Origin of the sequence: Nocardia concava NBRC 100430, assembly GCF_000308815.1 — a bacterium.
Lineage (GTDB): Bacteria > Actinomycetota > Actinomycetes > Mycobacteriales > Mycobacteriaceae > Nocardia > Nocardia concava.
This window is the reverse complement of the sequence record NZ_BAFX01000124.1, coordinates 1-15,940: the sequence shown is the minus strand read 5'-3', so window position 1 is coordinate 15,940 and position 15,940 is coordinate 1. Positions and strand designations below refer to the sequence as shown.

Sequence of the window (15,940 nt, the reverse complement as noted above, 5' to 3'; positions counted from 1 at the left end):
ATTCCGCGGATCGGGCAGTGGTGTGTTCACGGCATTCCCGTTCCGATGGTGGAGTTCGGAGGGGAATCTCCACCCGCGATCTACGGGTGTGACTCGGTGGCCGCCCGCCGAAGGGGGGCGGGCGGCACCGGACTCTTCTTACGCCTTGGGGGCGACGTACTTCGGGAAGACCACTTCCGGCTCCGGCAGGGCCGCGCCCGGGACGAGGGGGGTGGCGATGTCGGCGAAGGTGCGGTCGGTGGCGCCGAGCAGGTCGAGGATCTTGGCGGCCGAGGCCGGGATGACCGGCTGGACCAGGATCGAGACGATGCGCAGCACCTCCATGGTCACGTAGAGGATGGTGCCCTCGCGGGCCACGTCCTCCGGCGTGCCGGACTTGGCCAGCGTCCACGGGGCCTGGGCGGAGAAGTAGCGGTTGGTCTCACCGAGGGTGAGCCACAGCTGTTCCAGGCCGAGATGGATCTGCTGCTGGTCGAATTCGGCGCGGACGTTCGCCAGCAGGTTGCCAGCGCGTTCCAGCAGCGCCTTGTCGTCCTCGGTGAACTCACCGGGAGTCGGCACCACGCCGCCGAAGTCGCGGCCCACCATCTTCAGGCAGCGCTGCGCGAGGTTGCCGTACTCGTTGGCCAGATCGGAGTTGATCCGGCCGATGATGGCCTCCTCGCTGTAGGACCCGTCCTGCCCGTAGGAGATCTCGCGCAGCAGGAAGAAGCGCACGGCGTCGAGCCCGAAGGTCTCCACCAGATCCATCGGATCGACCACATTGCCGACCGACTTGGACATCTTCTCGCCCTTGTAGTTGACGAAGCCGTGCACGAAAACCCGCTTGGGCAGCTCGATTCCGGCGCTCATCAGGAACGCGGGCCAGTACACGGTGTGGAACCGCGAGATGTCCTTGCCGATGATGTGCAGATCCGCGGGCCAATACTTCTGGAACGACGCCGAATCCGTGTTCGGGAAGCCCGCGCCGGTCAGGTAGTTGGTGAGCGCGTCCACCCACACGTACATGACGTGCTCGGGATGCCCCGGCACCGGCACACCCCAGTCGAAGGTGGTGCGGGAGATCGACAGATCCTTCAGCCCCGCCTTCACATAGGAGACGATCTCGTTGCGCCGGGTCGCGGGAGCGATGAACTCCGGATGCGTCTCGTACAGCTCGAGCAGCTTGTCCTGGTACTTGGACAGGCGGAAGAAGTAGTTCGACTCCTCGGTCCACTCCACCGGGGTCTTGGTGTCGGTGGAGATGCGGGTGCCGTCCTCGAGGACGGTGGTCTCCTCCTCGGTGTAGAAGGCCTCGTCGCGCACCGAGTACCAGCCGGCGTAGGTGTCGAGGTAGATGTCGCCCGCCTCGACCATCCGGTTCCAGATCGCGACCGACGCGGCGAGGTGATCCTCGTCGGTGGTGCGGATGAACCGGTCGAAGGAGATGTCGAGCGCCTTGTCCATGGCCTCGAAGACATCGGAGTTGCGCGAGGCGTACTCCTGCTCCGGGAGACCGGCGGCCTTGGCGGCCTGCTGCACCTTCTGGCCGTGCTCGTCGGTGCCGGTCATATAGAACACATCGAAGCCGTCCAGCCGTTTGAAGCGGGCCAGGGCATCGGAGGAGATGTACTCGTAGGCGTGCCCGATGTGCGGGGCGCCGTTCGGGTACGCGATGGCCGTGGTGAGGTAAAAGGCGGGGCGTTCGGATGCGCTCATGGTGTGTCTACTCTATCTGCGTGTCCTTCGTCGCTCGCGTGAATATCCCCGTGGCAAGTGTCGCCCGCCGCTCTTCCGGAGTGCGCGCATGAGCGGCCGCCGACCCGCGCCCGAGCCGCCGCAGCCGCTGTCGCCGCTGATCGACGCGCACACCCATATCGACGCCTGCGGGGCGACCGATCCGGAATCGGTTGCGGCGCTGGTGGAGCGGGCCCGTGCGGTGGGGGTGCGGGAGATCGTGACCGTCGCCGACGATCTGGAGGCCGCGCGCTTCGCGGTCCGGGCGGCGAACTGGGACGATCGGGTCTACGCGGCGGTCGCGCTGCACCCGACCCGCGCCAATCACCTCGACGATGCCGCCAAGGCCGAGCTCGAACAGCTCGCCGCGGACCCGCGCGTGGTCGCGGTGGGGGAGACCGGTCTCGACTATTACTGGCCCGGCAAGCTCGACGGCTGCGCCGAGATCGAGGATCAGGTCGAGGGCTTCCGCTGGCATATCGATCTCGCGAAGCGGCTCGGCAAGCCGCTCATGATCCACAATCGTGAGGCCGATCACGATCTGCTGACCGTGCTGCTGGACGAGGGCGCGCCGGAGACCGTGATCTTCCACTGCTTCTCCTCGGACGCGAACATGGCGCAGGCCTGCGTGGAAGAGGGCTATGTGCTGAGCTTTTCGGGCACGGTCAGTTTCAAGAATGCGCATGAATTGCGCGAGGCGGCGAAACTCGTTCCGGACGAACTGATTCTGGTCGAAACGGATGCGCCATTCCTGACCCCGCATCCGTTCCGCGGCGCGCCCAACGAGTCGTACATGCTGCCGTTCACCGTGCGCGCGCTCGCGGAACTGCGCGAACAGGATCCGGTGCAACTCGCCAAGATCACCACCGCCAACGCCAGGCGCGTCTACGGAATCTGATCTCTCGCACGTTTTTTCGCGTTCGCACCATTACTGCGTGTCCGCGACACGAGTTGTGATGGTGTGGCATGGCTCACTATGATCTGCCGCGATCGTGATTTACCTGCGGTTCGATATCGGGTCGTAATTTTCGTCCCCGCAGTTCCGCCGGTAGTGGTTGTCAATCCCTGACCCCCTCGTTATCGTACTGTGACCATGCCGGGATTTCCGATGCACGCTTTGGCGAAGATCAACTCGTCGCGTTCCCCGATGTTGTACGGGGCCATCGCGGCGATGCTCGTCACGCTCATCGCCGGGGCGGGCCTGGCCATCATGAGCAAGAAGCAGGTCACCTTCGTGGTCGACGGCAAGAAGTTCGTCGAATCCACCATGCGCGGCGATGTGCGGGGCGCGCTCAAGGACGCGGGCTACCTGCTCACCAATCGCGACGACGTATCGCCCACCGCCGGAGCACATATCAGCGACGGCGAGACCATCACGCTGAACCGCGCCCGCGAGGTCTCGCTCATCGTCGACGGCACCCCGTCCAAGGCGTGGACCACCGCGCTCACCGTGGCCGAGGCCGTCACCAAGCTGAACTTTCCGGGCGATGTCTTCACCTCGCCCGCCCGGCCCAGCCCGCTGCCGCTCGAGGGCGCGCAGTTGCTGATCACCAATCCGCGCACGGTCGAGTTGTCCGACAACGGAGTTCCCGCCTCGCTGGTCCGCCTGGCCGCGCCGACCGTCGGCGAACTGCTGCAGGTGCAGGGCCGCCCGCTGGTCAATCAGGACTTCGTGCAGCCGGCGGCGAACACGCCGCTCACCGACGGCATGAAGATCACCGTCACCCGCAAGGTGGTCGAGAACCGCACGGAGCGGGTGCCATTGGATCCGACGGAGAACATCATCGAGGATCCGACGCTCAATATGAGCCGCACGATCGTCGAGAATCCCGGCGTACCGGGCACGCAGGACGTGACTTTCGCGGTGTCCATCGTGAACGGGCATGAGGCGGCCAAGGATCCGCTCAAGTCCACCGTGATCGTTCCCGCCCAGCCCAAGACCGTCCGCAAGGGCGCGAAGCCCGGCACCGAGGTGCCCGAGGTTCGCGACGGCTCCACGTGGGACGCGCTGGCCAAGTGTGAATCCGGCGGCAACTGGGCGGTGAACACCGGCAACGGCTACTACGGCGGCATCCAGTTCGACCAGAGCACCTGGGAACGCCAGGGCGGCACCAAGTACGCCCCGCGCGCGGACCTGGCGACCCGCGAGGAGCAGATCGCCATCGCCGAGGTCACCCGCGCCCGCCAGGGCTGGGGCGCCTGGCCGGCCTGCACCTCGCGGCTCGGCATCAGCTAGGCACCCCGGCACCCGTCGTGATGGCGTCTCAGTTCTCCATCGCGTCTCAGTTCTCCATCGCCTCGAAGGTTCCGGCCTGATAGGAGCCACCCTTGGTCTCGGTGATCACCAGCAGTCGGTTGGCGGCATTGATCATCGCGATCAGGTAGACCAGCGCGGTGATCTGCTCGTCGTCGTAATGCTTGCGCACCAGCTCCCAGGTCCGGTCCGAGACACCGTGATTCGCGTCGGCCATTCGGGTGCCCTCCTCGGCCAGCGCCAGGGCGGCCTGCTCGGCCTCGGTGAACACGGTGGATTCGCGCCAGGCCGCGACCAGGTTGATCCGGACGGCCGGTTCGCCCGCGGCCGCCAGTTCCTTGCTGTGGGCGTCGACGCAGTAGCCGCAGCCGTTGATCTGACTGGCCCGCAACTCCACCAGCTCCATCAGTGATTTCGGCAGGCCCGACTGCATGATCGCCATGCTGGTGTTGGCGAACCGCTTGCCGATCTTGGCGCCGAGGGCGTTGGCATTGAGGTCGATACGGGGTTCCATGATGTGGTCCTTACTCGCGGTGCTGAATCGAACGACCACAAGACGGCGAGACCCCCACTGCCGTAACAGCGTTCGCGATGTGACGTGAACCACTGCCATTCGGTGTTATGCGATGGCTGGTTCCGGCGTCTGGTGGGGGAGATCGCAACAGACCAGGAGCCACCATGTCCGCAATGCCGCAGACCACACCCGATGATCGCGGCGGGGACGAGCACCGCCGCGGAGCGGATGGGCACCGTCCCGGTCGGCCGGACCCCGCCACCGAAGCCTTTGTGGCGCACCGCAATCTGCTGTTCACGGTGGCCTACGAGATGCTCGGTTCGGCCGCCGACGCCGAGGACGTGCTGCAGGAGGCATGGCTGCGCTGGATCGGCGTCGACCTGGCGACCATCGCGGACCCGCGCGCCTACCTGGTCCGCATCACCACCCGCCAGTCCCTCGACCGTCTGCGCACCCTGGGCCGCCGCAAGGAGTCCTACGTCGGCCCCTGGCTCCCCGAACCCCTGCGCACCGCCCCCGACGTGGCCGACGACATCGAACTCGCCGAAAACCTCTCCATGGCAATGCTTCTGGTCCTCGAAACCCTCGCCCCACTGGAACGAGCCGTCTTCGTCCTCCGCGAGGTCTTCACCCTCGACTACGACGAAATCGCCGAAGCCGTTTCGAAAACCCCCACCGCCGTCCGCCAACTCGCCTACCGAGCCCGCTCCCACGTCGCCGCCCGCCGCCCCAGAGGCGTTGTCTCCCCGGCAGATACCCGCGATGCGGTGGCCGCCTTCCAACGCGCCATAGAAACCGGCGACCTCCAACACCTCGTCGACATCCTCGCCCCCGACGTCGTCTTCCTCGGCGACGGCGGCGGCATCGCCCAAGCCGCCCTAACCCCCATCATCGGCGCCGAAGCCGTAGCCGCCCTCCTGTCTGTCGGCCTCTCCAACCTGGCCTCTCGTTCCCTGGAACCGGCCCAAGTCAACGGCCACCCCGCCCTGATCCTCCGCCTCGACGACGAGATCGACACCATGCTCGCCGTCCGAGTCGACAACGGCCTCATCACCGCCCTCTACTCCCTCCGCAACCCCTGCAAACTCTCCCGCCTCCACACCGAGACCCCGCTCCACCGCTGAAACAGATGGGGGTCCAGGGTTATCAGTGATCCAGGTGCATTGGGGCGATCCCGGCGCAGTCCTCGGGTCCGCCGGGACGGACCTCGATCCTGATGGACTGCTCAGCGCCGATCTGCACGGCGTGCACCAGGTGCGAACCAGCAGTGTGCGGCGTCCAAGTGGCGGCGACGAAACCGTTGTCGCCGGCCTCGATCGCGCTCGGCGGATCGAATTCGCCGTCCTGGCTGTCGTAGAAGCTGACGTACGCGCCGGGCTCGGTCGTCGCCTGCGCGAAATAGGTGCAGCCTGCGACGAAGACCCCCGGATCCCAGGGCGCCGTCACTTTGAAATCTGTGATCCCGGCAGACGCGGTGGGGGCGGTCAGCACCAGGGCGGCCACCATCGCGCCCAACGTAGAAATCGCGGCCGCCGCGGGCCTGCGCGATCGCAGCATGAGGAATCCCTTCGAATGACAGCGAACAATGAACCGCCACCGACGCTATCGATCGGCCCGCGCTGCCGGGAGTCCCATAAATAGGGGCGCTCCCGCAGCCAGGTTAGGGATTACGGCAATTCGACGATTCGGGCGTCGATCGCGTCGATCTTGCCGCGGGTTTCCTCCAGGGACTGAACCTCGATCCTTTCGATACCGAGGCCGCCGGCGCGCCAGCCGGGGATGGGTATCGGCTGCCGTGGGCGGCGGATACCCATGCGCGGTCAGGGACGTCGTTGGTGGATCACCTCGATCAGTTTCGGCAGGACTCGGCGCTTCCAGCTGCGTTCGGTGGCGTTGCGGATCATCTTCTGGCGGCGGTCCTCGATGTTGAAACCGGTTTGGGTGAGGAGGAGTCGGGTGCCGTGGCCCTGGGGGTGGAGGGTCCAGTCGATGAGTAAGCGGACGGGGTCGATGGATTGGGGGTGTAGCCAGGTGTAGGTGAGTTGTTCGTGGGGGCGGGCGGTCAGGACCTCGCAGAGGATTTCGTCTATTGGGGACTCGGGGGTGGTGAAGCGGAAGTGGGTTCCGGGGGCGGCGGTGAAGCCGGTGGGGCGGAGTAGCCAGCGTTCCAGGAGGTCCGGGTCGGTCAGGGCGCGCCAGACGGCTTCCCGGGGTTGGGGGAAGTAGGTTCCGAGTTCGACGGCGGCGGGGTTCAGGTGAGTGTCGGCGATCATTCCGGTTGGGCTTCCTTGAACTTGGCCTCCATTTCCGCTGCGAGTTGGGGCTTTTCGGCTTCCATCTTCTGGACGTAGGTGACGGCGTCGCCTACGGTGCGCAGGCTGGCGAGGTCTTCGTCGGGGACCTTCACCTGGTATTTGTCCTCGAGTTGGACGGCGATCTCGACCAGGGAGAGGGAGTCGATGTCGAGGTCGGTGACGAAGGATTTCTCGAATGTCACCTCGTGGGCTTCGATTCCGGTGACCTCCTCGATGATCTCGGCGATGCCTGCGACGATTTCTTCCTGCGTGGTTGCCACGGGTTGGCCTTTCCTCGGTGGACGAGTTGTTCGCAGTACGCTAAAAGCTCCAGTGGGGTGGAGGTTCAAGACGTTGTGACCGAGGACACACAGGCGCGGGTGTTGGTGAGCATCGGGGAGTTGGCGCGGGCCACGGGGCTTTCGGTGCGCACGATCCGGTTCTATTGCGACGAGGGCATTCTGGAGTCCCAGCGCAGTCCGGGCGGGCATCGGATGTTCGATGGGGACAGCGCCACCGAGCGATTGCTGATGGTGCGGCGGTTGCGGGCGCTCGGTCTCGGGCTGGAATCGATCACCGAGGTGCTGCGCGGCGAGCGGTCGATCGAGGAGGTGATCGCCGCCGAAAGTGCCCGGCTGGACATCGAATTCAGGTCGCTGGCCTGGCGGCGCGCATCGGTGCGGGCCGTGGAGGCGGCGGCCCCGCTGCAGCGGGCGGAGCGGCTCGGACTGCTGGCCGCCGCGCAAGACGGTGGCGCGGTGCACGATTGCCTCGTCCGGTTCTGGCAGCGCATCCTGTCGCCGATTCAGCATCGCGACTGGGTGTGCTGGAATGTGCCTGAGCCGCCCGCGGATCCGACTGTCGACGACGTTGTCGCATACGCCGAACTAGCCGCGCTGGCCGCCGATCCAGAGATGAAAAGCGCTGTCCGACGGCAATTCTGGCGGAATCAGCCGGATCTGATCCGAGACCCGCAAGGGCTGTACGCCGAGGTGGGTGACGTCATGACCGAGGTCGTGCCACTCGTCGCGGCGGGCGCACGCCCGTACTGCGGAGGCGAACTCGACCGATACGTCCGTGCCCACGCGGGCGCGCGAGGCTTCCGCGATTCGTCGCGATACCGCGAGCAATTGCTGACCGGCTCAACCGACACCGACCACCGGATTCTCCGCTACTGGGCGCTGACGGATCAGTTCTTCGGAGATCGCGTCACGGTGGGCCAGGCCCACCACTGGCTGTACGACGCGCTGACTCAGTCCTGCTGAGCCAGCCGGACGAAGGCGGCGGTATCGAGGGTCTCACCCCGGGCGGTCGGCGCGATTCCGGCTGCGGTGAGCCGTCTTTCGGCCTCGGCGGGCGAACCCGCCCACCCCGCGAGGGCGGCCCGCAGGGTCTTGCGGCGCTGCGCGAAGGCGGCGTCGACCACGGCGTACACGCGCTGCCGGAACGCTTCGTCCTGCGGCCACGGCGATTCCGCGAATCGATCGATGCGGACCAGCCCGGATTCCACCTGCGGCACCGGCCAGAAGATCTGACGGCCAACGGTTCCGGCGCGCCGGACGGTGCCGTAGAAGCCCGCCTTCACGCTGGGCACGCCGTAGATGCGGCCGCCGGGCGTGGCAGCCAGACGGTCGGCCACCTCCAGCTGCACCATGACGAGAGTGGTTCGGATGCTGGGGAATTCGGCCAGCAGGTGGAGCAGGACCGGGACCGCCACGTTGTAGGGCAGATTCGCCACCAGCGCGGTCGGCTCGGCCGGAAGATCCGCGTGGGTGACCTTCATGGCGTCCATGGGGACGACGGTCAACCGGTCGGCCAGCTCGGGTGCGCGCACACTCACCGTCTCGGGCAGGTGCTTCGCCAGCGTCGGATCGATCTCGACCGCGATCACCCGGTCCACCACATCCAGCGCGGCCAGCGTCAGCGAGCCCAGGCCGGGCCCGACCTCCAGCACGACGTCATCGCGGCCGACGCCCGCGGTGGCCACGATGCGGCGCATGGTGTTGGCGTCGTGGACGAAGTTCTGTCCGAGCTGCTTGGTCGGGCGGACGCCGAAGCGCTCGGCCAGCTCACGCACTTCGACGGGGCCGAGCAGGGCGGCTTTTCCACGACCGGCGACTTCGGGTTCGGACATTCTGAAAAACCTATCAAGCTGGGCGAACCGGCCGACAACCGGTCACGGCACAGTGGGCGCGGCGAAGATGCGATTGGTGAAGGCGTCCATGGCCGCCCACATCTGCGGATTGAGCTCGGTGTGGCCGCCGGTGCCGATCACGGACTCGTAGCCGACGCCGTTCGCGGCGAACTGCGCCATCAGCGCGGCGTGCAGCGGCGAAGGCACGGTGGTGTCGGTGGCATTGACCAGCAACAGGATCGGCGCGTCGTAGCCGCGGGTGGCGACGGTCATATAGTCGCGCAGTGCCGCGGGAAACGGCCCCTCCGAGAGCGGGCGGGACAGGATCGCACCCGCGGTCACGCCCGCCATCTTGTCGGTGAGCTCGCCCAGGCAGTCGTACTGGACGCTGTCGAGCAACTGCCGCCCGTAGTCGGTGAGGTAGCTGTCGACCTGTGCATCCGGCCGGGCCGCGCGCATGCCGATCAGGATGGACACGAAGAAGGCGTCGGTGTCCTGCCCGGACGGTCCGGGCAGCGCGGGCACCCACGGTCCGGCGATCGGCAGCACCTTCTCCACATCGGAGGCCGGGTCGATGGCGACCGTGCCGCGGAAATCCAGCTCGGGCGCGCTCCGCACCTGATAGCTCGAACTGCCCAGCGCCGCATGCCCGCCCTGGGAAGCGCCGCTGACCGCCCAGGTGCGCGAGAGCTCGGGCTTGGCGGCGCGGGCGGCCTTGACCATGTCGATGGTCGCGCCCGCCTCGGTGCTCAGTTCGAGGTAGGGGTGCGGCCCGGTGTCGAAGAGCCCGAGTCCCACGTAGTCGGGTGCGACGACCGCGTAGCCCTTGGACAGGAAGAACCGCATGATCGCGTCTTCCTCGCGGCGCCGGTACGGCAGCACCTCGCGTTCCGGGTCGGCCTGGCAGCCGCAGCCCGGGCCGAGTCCGGTGGTGCCGTGATCCCAGGCCATGATCGGCCATCCGCCCGCGGGTGGCTGCCCGGCCGGAACGAATACGGCTCCGCTGGCCTTGACCGGCTCACCGTTGGAGCGGGTGGTCCAGTACTCGACGGCAGACCCGCCCCAGAGGTTGTGCCAGCCGTCGGGCTGACTGGTTGCTGTAATGAGCGATCCCGCCGGTTCGGCCTGCGCCGACCCCGGAACGCTCAGCAGCACACCCGCCACCGTCGCGACGGTCAGAGCAAAAGCACCTGCAATCCGCATGATTCCTCCACGGGGGCGAAGGCCTTCGATGGGCGCAAAGTCTATCCATCGCGATCGCCAGAGATTTGCTGGCCATTGCGATGGGCGTGGCGGCGGCACGCGTCGCCGACCAAATCCGCCATCTCCCACGGTTTTTCACCCGGCTGCCGGGTAGCGTCGCCCCTCGGGAACCAGACCGTGAGGAGAATGCATGCCGGCTCAGCGGATTCGACGGCTCGTCGCTGTAGTCCACGCCACCCTGGGCGCGACCCTGCTCACCTCGGCGGTCGTCCTACCGGCGGGACCGGCGAGCGCGGACGCCGCCGCGAGCTTGGACCGGTTCTACCACCAGAACCTGGACTGGAAACCGTGTGACATCCCGGCCCTCGATGCCGCCGGTGGGCTGTGCTCCGGCGTGCGGGTTCCGCTCGACTACGACAATCCGGACGGACGCACGCTGACCGTCGCCATCTCCCGGATTCCCGCCTCCGATCCGAGCCGGCGGCGCGGCATCCTGCTGTCCAATCCGGGCGGTCCGGGTGGGCAGGGCCTGAAGTACTCGGGCAATCTGTCCAACGAACTCTTCAGTCCGGACGTCCGCGCGCAGTACGACCAGATCGGCATGGATCCGCGCGGCATCGGCCGCTCCGATCCGGTCAGCTGCACGATTCCGGTGCCCACCATGCTGTTCTCGGCCGGATTCGATCTCTTCGGCTACGCCCGCGACACCGCGGTCGCCGCGGCACTGGCCACCGCGTGCGTCGGCACCGACGCGGAGAAGGCCCGGCACATCACGACTCGCAATACCGCTCGCGATATGGATGTCATCCGAGGCGTTTTCGGGGAATCGAAGATCAACTACTTCGGGGCGTCCTACGGCACCTACCTCGGGTCGGTCTACAGCCAGATGTTCGGCGACCACGTCGACCGCATGGTCTTCGACAGCCCGGTCGACCCGGAGCGGTACTACGTCGGGCTGTACCAGGACATGGGCCCGATCAATGAGTACGCCCTCGACGACTGGGCGAAATGGGCCGCCCGCCACGACGACGAGTACCACTTCGGCGCGACCCCCGAGCAGGTGCGCGGCTTCATCGAGGACCTCATCCGGCGCGCCGCGGGCCACGAGATCTACGGCAGCGGTTACCTCGTCGACGAGCACACGATTCCCATGATGCTGCTTGCGCTGCTGCCGAATCCGAAGCTGAACACCAACCTCGCCGACGTGGTGCGCATGGTGGATTCCGGGGTGTCCGGCGGGCCCATCGATATGGACGCGCTGAAGGCGAAGATCATTGCCGCGGTGCCGTTGGACGCGGCGGCCATGGCCGCGATCATGTGCGGCGATCGCGCCGCGCCGCGCGATCCCGCCTGGTACTACGCGAATGTCGAGGCCGCGCGGCCGAGCCAGCCGGTGTTCGGGGCGTTCGCCAACAACATCACCGCGTGCGCGTTCTGGCCGGATCCGATCGAACCGGCCACCGAGATCCACAACGCCACACCGGTATTGATGGTGGCGAACGTGCACGACACCCGCACCGCGTATGCGGAAGGGCTTGCGCTGCATCGGGATCTGCCGGAGTCGCGGCTGGTCACCTTGGCGGACACCAGGGTTCACGGTGCGTTCCGCCCCGGGCTGAGCCCGTGCGTGAACGGCATCGTGAACACCTACCTGGCGACCGGAGTGCGGCCCGCCGAGGACCTCACCTGCGAGCCCGACTTCTCCTGGTTCCCGCAGTAATTCGCGGGTTCGAGGTTACTGCGCGGGCGTGGCCAGGATCCGATCGCTGAACGCGCCGATGGCATCCCACATCTGCGGGCTCACCTGGGTGTGGGTGCCGGCGCCGACCACGGTCTGGAAGTCCACGCCATTGGCGGCGAACTGCGCGGCCAGCGCGGCGTGCAGCGGGGACGGCACGGTCGTGTCATTGGTGTTGACCAGCAACAGGATCGGCGCGTCGTAGCCGTTCACCGGCACGGTCATGTACTCGCTCATCGCGGCCTGGAAGGTCGGGTCGTTGAGCGGCCGCGACAGCATGTCACCGATACTCAGGCCGTCGACCACCTTCATGATGTCGAGGAAGCACAGGCTCTGCGAGGCGTCCACGGCCTGCTTGCCGCGCGGGGTGAGGTAGCTGTCGAGGTTCACCTCCGGGTGCGTGGCGCGCAGCCCGGCCAGCATGCTGACCACGAAGCCGTTGACCGCGGTGCCGGTCTGGCCCGGAATCGCCGGTACCCAGGGACCGATGAACGGGGTGATCTTCTCCAGATCGGATTCCGGATCGACGGTGATGGTGCCGCGGAAGTCGAGGTCGGCGGCGGTTGCCGACTGCAGGTGCCCGGTGCCCAAGGCGGCCTGGCCGCCCTGCGAGAAACCGATCACCGCCCAGGTGCGCGACAGGTTCGAATTGATGGAGCGGGCCGCCTTGACCAGGTCGATGGTCGAGCCCGCCTCGGTGCTGATCTCCAGGTACGGGTGCGGGCCGGTGTCGAAGCGGCCCAGGCCGAGGTAGTCGGGGGCGACCACGGCGAAGCCCTTGTTCACGAAGTACTGGATGACTTCGTCTTCCTTGGGGCGGCTCATCTTGGAGGTGTCGGTCTGCCCGCCGCAGCCGGGACCCATGCCGGAGGTGCCGTGGTCGTAGGCCATGATCGGCCAGCCGCCCGCGGGCGCGGGGCCCTGCGGAACGAACAGCGCGCCACTGGCTTTCACCGGTTCGCCATTGGATCGCGTGGTCCAGTAATCGACGATGGTGCCGTTGCTGAGGCCGCGGAATCCGTCCGGTGCGGGGGTGGTGACGATGGTGGTGCCCGCCGTCTCGGCGTGTGCCGGAGTCCCCGGCATGACCAGCAATGCACCCGCCGACGCTACGGCCGCCGTGAAAGCACGCGTCCGCCAACCAACCAACCGCATGAATCCTCCATCAGGTTTTCCCGACCCGAATAACCAGTCGTTTACGGGGCTAGAGCTTAACTAATTGAACAGCTGACCAGTATGAGAACACTCTGGCAATTAGCTGGATCGGCCGTTGACTGCGTTTGTAACTTGTTCTAATTTCTCGTCATGTCGAGCAGATTTGAAGGCCGTCGCGTCATTGTCACCGGAGCGGGATCGGGTATCGGACAGGCGGTCGCCGTGCGACTGCTGGCCGAAGGGGCGCAATTGGTCGCCGCCGACGTCAACGAAAGCGGCCTGGCCGCAACCGTTGATGCCGTGCCCGCCGACCAGCGTGAGCGCCTGCGCACCCTGACCCTCGACATCTCCGATCAGGACGCCGTCCGGACCGTCACCGCCGCCGCCCACGAATTCCTCGGCGGCCTGGATGTTCTCGTGAACGCCGCGGGCATCCTGCGCGCCGCCCACACCCACGACATGCCCCTGGAATCCTGGAACAAGGTCATCAATGTCAACCTGACCGGCACTTTCCTCATGATCCAGGCCAACCTGCCCGCCCTGATCGAATCCGGCCACGGCGTGATCGTGAACTTCTCCTCCACCGCCGCCTTCGGCTCCAACCCGTACATGGCCGCCTACTCGGCTTCGAAGGCGGGCGTGAACGCCCTGACCCACTCCATCGCCCTCGAATACGTGAAAAAGGGGCTGCGCGCGGTCAATATCGTTCCCGGCGGCATCAGCACCGGCATCACCTCCGGTCTGGAACTCCCCGCCGACGCCGACTGGTCCCTCATGGCCCGCCTCCCCGGCTGGATCGAAGGCGGCGCCCTCGGCAAACCCGAGGACATCGCCGGCGTGGTCGCCATGGCCGCCTCCGACGACGGCCGCTACATGACCGGCACCGAACTCCGCGTGGACGGCGGCGCTCTGATGTAGCCCGCCCAGACCGCGCGGTGCGTTCGACCCGCGAAATTCGTGGTACCCGCTGACGGACTACGAGTTTCGGAGGAGCGAATCATGCGAGATCTGATCGTCACCGAGAACATCACCGTCGACGGGGTCATCGACGCCACGGGAGGCTGGTTCGGCCCCGCCGATATCGAGACCGAGGCCGACCAGGTGGAGGCCGTGCGCGAGCAATTCGAAGCGGCCGACGCGGTACTGTTCGGTCGAGTCACCTTCGAGGAGATGCGCGGCTACTGGCCACACCAGACCGACGACCCCACCGGCGTCGCCGACTACCTGAACAAGGTGACCAAGTACGTGCCGTCGCGGACACTGCGAGATCCGCAGTGGGACAACACCACTGTGCTGCGCGGTCCGCTGACCGCGGAGATCCGCGACCTGAAGGTCGAGCCGGGCGCGGACATCGTGGCCACCGGCAGCATCACCCTGGTGCACTCGCTCATGGCCGCGGGCCTGGTGAACGAGTATCGCCTGTACCAACATCCGGTGGTGCTCGGCCGCGGCGCCCGGCTGTTTCCCGACGGAATGCCCCTGCCACCACTGCGCCTGGCCGAGGCCCGCGCCTTCCAGTCCGGCGTAGTGCTCCTCCGCTACCGCGCATCGACCAGCCGCAACTGATTCGATGACGAATGGGCCTATTTCCCAACGATAGTAGGCACCCGCGACACAAGCGGACTACCGGAAGCGTTCCGCGTTCCGCACGGCCCAGTCTCGGAAGCTGGTCCCCGGTCGCCCGGTGATATCCCGCACGCTGGTGACGGGCAGCCCCTGCGGTTGCGGGTCGTAACCGGCCAGCACGTTGTCGACGTACCAGGTCGCGGTCTCACCCATGTCCGGTGCGAGCGCCGCAATGGTCTCCGCCCGCGAGGAACGCCGGAACCCGAGCTCCCGGCCCAGCGCCGCACCGAGCTGCCGGACCAGTTCGGCCCGGCTCAGGATCTCCGGCCCCGCCAGTGAATACGCCTGTCCCGCATGGCCGTCGCCCAGTAGCGCGGTCGCCGCTACGGCGGCGATGTCGTCCATGGCGATGGGCGCGCTCGCCGCCTCCGGCCGCGGTTCCCTGACCTCACCGGTGGCACGAATCTGAGGTGCCCACATCAGCGTGTTCTCCATGAAATCGGCGGGCCACAGATGCGTCCACTCCGCACCGCACCCTTCCACCGCCGTAGAGACCGTGCCCCACCAGCTCTCGGCCTCTCCGGACAAGTCCACGATATGCCGCACGCCTGCCTCCCTGACCAGCGCCAGCACCTCACCGATGCTCTCCGGCACGGGCGCCAGATACATCCGCTCGACGCCGGCCAACGCCGCAGGCAGACTTTCGGGCCGCCGCAGATACCCTTGCGCCACTTGCACTCCGGCGGGCAGATCAGCCCGCGCGGGATCGGTGGTGAGGGCCCGCACATCGGTGGCGCCCAACGCGAGCAGATGATCGACAACCTTGCGCCCGATATTGGCGGTAGCCCCGGTTACCAGGATGGTCATTGGTCCCTCTCCGCTCGGAATCACTGAACCATCCATCATGCCAACGAGATTCGCCGCACCACGAGAATGCACTGGGGCAGGGATCTTCTCGACGTTTGCATGCCCAGACGCATTCTCGTCGACGGTCCGGGATTCGGTGGGAGCGGGGGTTGGGATCGGGGGCGATCCTCGAGGGGCGGGGGTGGGCGGGTGTGTGATTTGATGGCGGGGTGATGTTGGTGGCGCAGTCGTGGTGGCCGGGGTTCCGGCGTCTCTGACTCGCGCATGCGTATCGGCCGTCGCTCGTGGCAGCCGATATCCATCTGCGGCTGGCGCACCGGCGGCCTCGAATCGAAAGGATCGGGGTTCATGTCCCTGGAGGAAGTTCGCAGCCAGATCGACGCGATCGACGGCCGAATCGTCGAATTGCTCGGAGCCCGGCAACAACTCGTCTTTCAAGCCGCCACCTACAAGCGCAACCCCGACGAGGTCCGCGCCCCGAAGCGGCGCGAACAGATGA

General features: G+C 66.9%; 17 protein-coding genes. 8 read left to right on the top strand and 9 right to left on the bottom strand.

What is annotated here, in order from left to right; translation table 11 throughout:
* Positions 1-138: 138 nt before the first annotated feature.
* Positions 139-1,698: a methionine--tRNA ligase gene (gene metG, locus ON43_RS29135; RefSeq protein WP_040812670.1), complete on the bottom strand. Its 1,560-nt coding sequence runs from the start codon at positions 1,696-1,698 to the stop codon at positions 139-141.
* Positions 1,699-1,786: 88 nt separating this feature from the next.
* Here metG and ON43_RS29130 point away from each other — a divergent pair, with 88 nt between their 5' ends.
* Positions 1,787-2,614, top strand: coding sequence for a TatD family hydrolase (locus ON43_RS29130; RefSeq protein ID WP_040812668.1), 828 nt, complete (start codon positions 1,787-1,789; stop codon positions 2,612-2,614).
* A 210-nt stretch (positions 2,615-2,824) separates the two neighbouring features.
* Positions 2,825-3,952, top strand: coding sequence for a resuscitation-promoting factor (locus tag ON43_RS29125; RefSeq protein ID WP_040812887.1), 1,128 nt, complete (start codon positions 2,825-2,827; stop codon positions 3,950-3,952).
* Between the two features lie 46 nt (positions 3,953-3,998).
* Here the strand turns inward: ON43_RS29125 and ON43_RS29120 are convergent, their stop codons facing one another.
* Complete coding sequence (locus ON43_RS29120; protein ID WP_040812666.1) at positions 3,999-4,484, bottom strand: carboxymuconolactone decarboxylase family protein; 486 nt, start codon at positions 4,482-4,484, stop codon at positions 3,999-4,001.
* A gap of 164 nt (positions 4,485-4,648) precedes the next feature.
* On the opposite strand from ON43_RS29120, the gene ON43_RS29115 reads away from it, so the two are divergent.
* Positions 4,649-5,608, top strand: a complete 960-nt coding sequence (locus ON43_RS29115; protein WP_040812664.1) for an RNA polymerase sigma-70 factor — start codon at positions 4,649-4,651, stop codon at positions 5,606-5,608.
* Positions 5,609-5,630: 22 nt separating this feature from the next.
* Here ON43_RS29115 and ON43_RS29110 read toward each other — a convergent pair whose 3' ends face one another.
* The 3 genes from ON43_RS29110 to acpM form a co-directional block, all read right to left on the bottom strand.
* Positions 5,631-5,990, bottom strand: a complete 360-nt coding sequence (locus ON43_RS29110) for a hypothetical protein (protein ID WP_157514230.1) — start codon at positions 5,988-5,990, stop codon at positions 5,631-5,633.
* A gap of 314 nt (positions 5,991-6,304) precedes the next feature.
* Entirely contained in the window at positions 6,305-6,757 is a 453-nt protein-coding gene (locus ON43_RS29105; RefSeq protein WP_040812661.1) for an SRPBCC family protein, read from the bottom strand.
* A complete protein-coding gene (gene acpM, locus ON43_RS29100; protein ID WP_040812659.1) occupies positions 6,754-7,059 on the bottom strand; it encodes a meromycolate extension acyl carrier protein AcpM in 306 nt (101 codons plus the stop codon). The genes ON43_RS29105 and acpM overlap by 4 nt, the downstream gene beginning before the upstream one ends.
* Positions 7,060-7,134: 75 nt before the next feature.
* Between acpM and ON43_RS29095 the strand changes: the two genes are divergently transcribed.
* The gene (locus tag ON43_RS29095) at positions 7,135-8,043 is read left to right on the top strand and encodes a MerR family transcriptional regulator (protein WP_040812885.1); all 909 of its coding nucleotides are present in this window, start codon (positions 7,135-7,137) and stop codon (positions 8,041-8,043) included.
* On the opposite strand, the gene rsmA is transcribed toward ON43_RS29095, so the two are convergent.
* Together rsmA and ON43_RS29085 are read right to left on the bottom strand one after the other, a co-directional pair.
* Positions 8,031-8,912, bottom strand: a complete 882-nt coding sequence (rsmA, locus tag ON43_RS29090; protein WP_040812658.1) for a 16S rRNA (adenine(1518)-N(6)/adenine(1519)-N(6))-dimethyltransferase RsmA — start codon at positions 8,910-8,912, stop codon at positions 8,031-8,033. The two genes, ON43_RS29095 and rsmA, sit on opposite strands and share 13 nt — an antisense overlap.
* 42 nt (positions 8,913-8,954) lie before the next feature.
* Positions 8,955-10,115: a lipase family protein gene (locus ON43_RS29085; protein WP_040812656.1), complete on the bottom strand. Its 1,161-nt coding sequence runs from the start codon at positions 10,113-10,115 to the stop codon at positions 8,955-8,957.
* A gap of 190 nt (positions 10,116-10,305) precedes the next feature.
* Here ON43_RS29085 and ON43_RS29080 point away from each other — a divergent pair, with 190 nt between their 5' ends.
* On the top strand, positions 10,306-11,835 hold the full coding sequence (locus ON43_RS29080) for an alpha/beta hydrolase (RefSeq protein WP_051179408.1): 1,530 nt from the start codon (positions 10,306-10,308) through the stop codon (positions 11,833-11,835).
* 15 nt (positions 11,836-11,850) lie between these two features.
* On the opposite strand, the gene ON43_RS29075 is transcribed toward ON43_RS29080, so the two are convergent.
* Positions 11,851-13,008 (bottom strand): alpha/beta fold hydrolase, encoded by a 1,158-nt coding sequence (locus tag ON43_RS29075; RefSeq protein WP_040812655.1) that lies wholly within the window; start codon positions 13,006-13,008, stop codon positions 11,851-11,853.
* Positions 13,009-13,158: 150 nt separating this feature from the next.
* Here ON43_RS29075 and ON43_RS29070 point away from each other — a divergent pair, with 150 nt between their 5' ends.
* Complete coding sequence (locus tag ON43_RS29070) at positions 13,159-13,926, top strand: SDR family NAD(P)-dependent oxidoreductase (protein ID WP_040812653.1); 768 nt, start codon at positions 13,159-13,161, stop codon at positions 13,924-13,926.
* A gap of 81 nt (positions 13,927-14,007) precedes the next feature.
* Positions 14,008-14,574 (top strand): dihydrofolate reductase family protein, encoded by a 567-nt coding sequence (locus ON43_RS29065; RefSeq protein ID WP_040812651.1) that lies wholly within the window; start codon positions 14,008-14,010, stop codon positions 14,572-14,574.
* Between the two features lie 57 nt (positions 14,575-14,631).
* Here the strand turns inward: ON43_RS29065 and ON43_RS29060 are convergent, their stop codons facing one another.
* On the bottom strand, positions 14,632-15,441 hold the full coding sequence (locus ON43_RS29060) for an NmrA family NAD(P)-binding protein (protein ID WP_040812649.1): 810 nt from the start codon (positions 15,439-15,441) through the stop codon (positions 14,632-14,634).
* Positions 15,442-15,705: 264 nt separating this feature from the next.
* Between ON43_RS29060 and ON43_RS47225 the strand changes: the two genes are divergently transcribed.
* Positions 15,706-15,940: chorismate mutase (locus ON43_RS47225; protein WP_218003401.1), on the top strand; the 235-nt coding region annotated here is incomplete at its 3' end.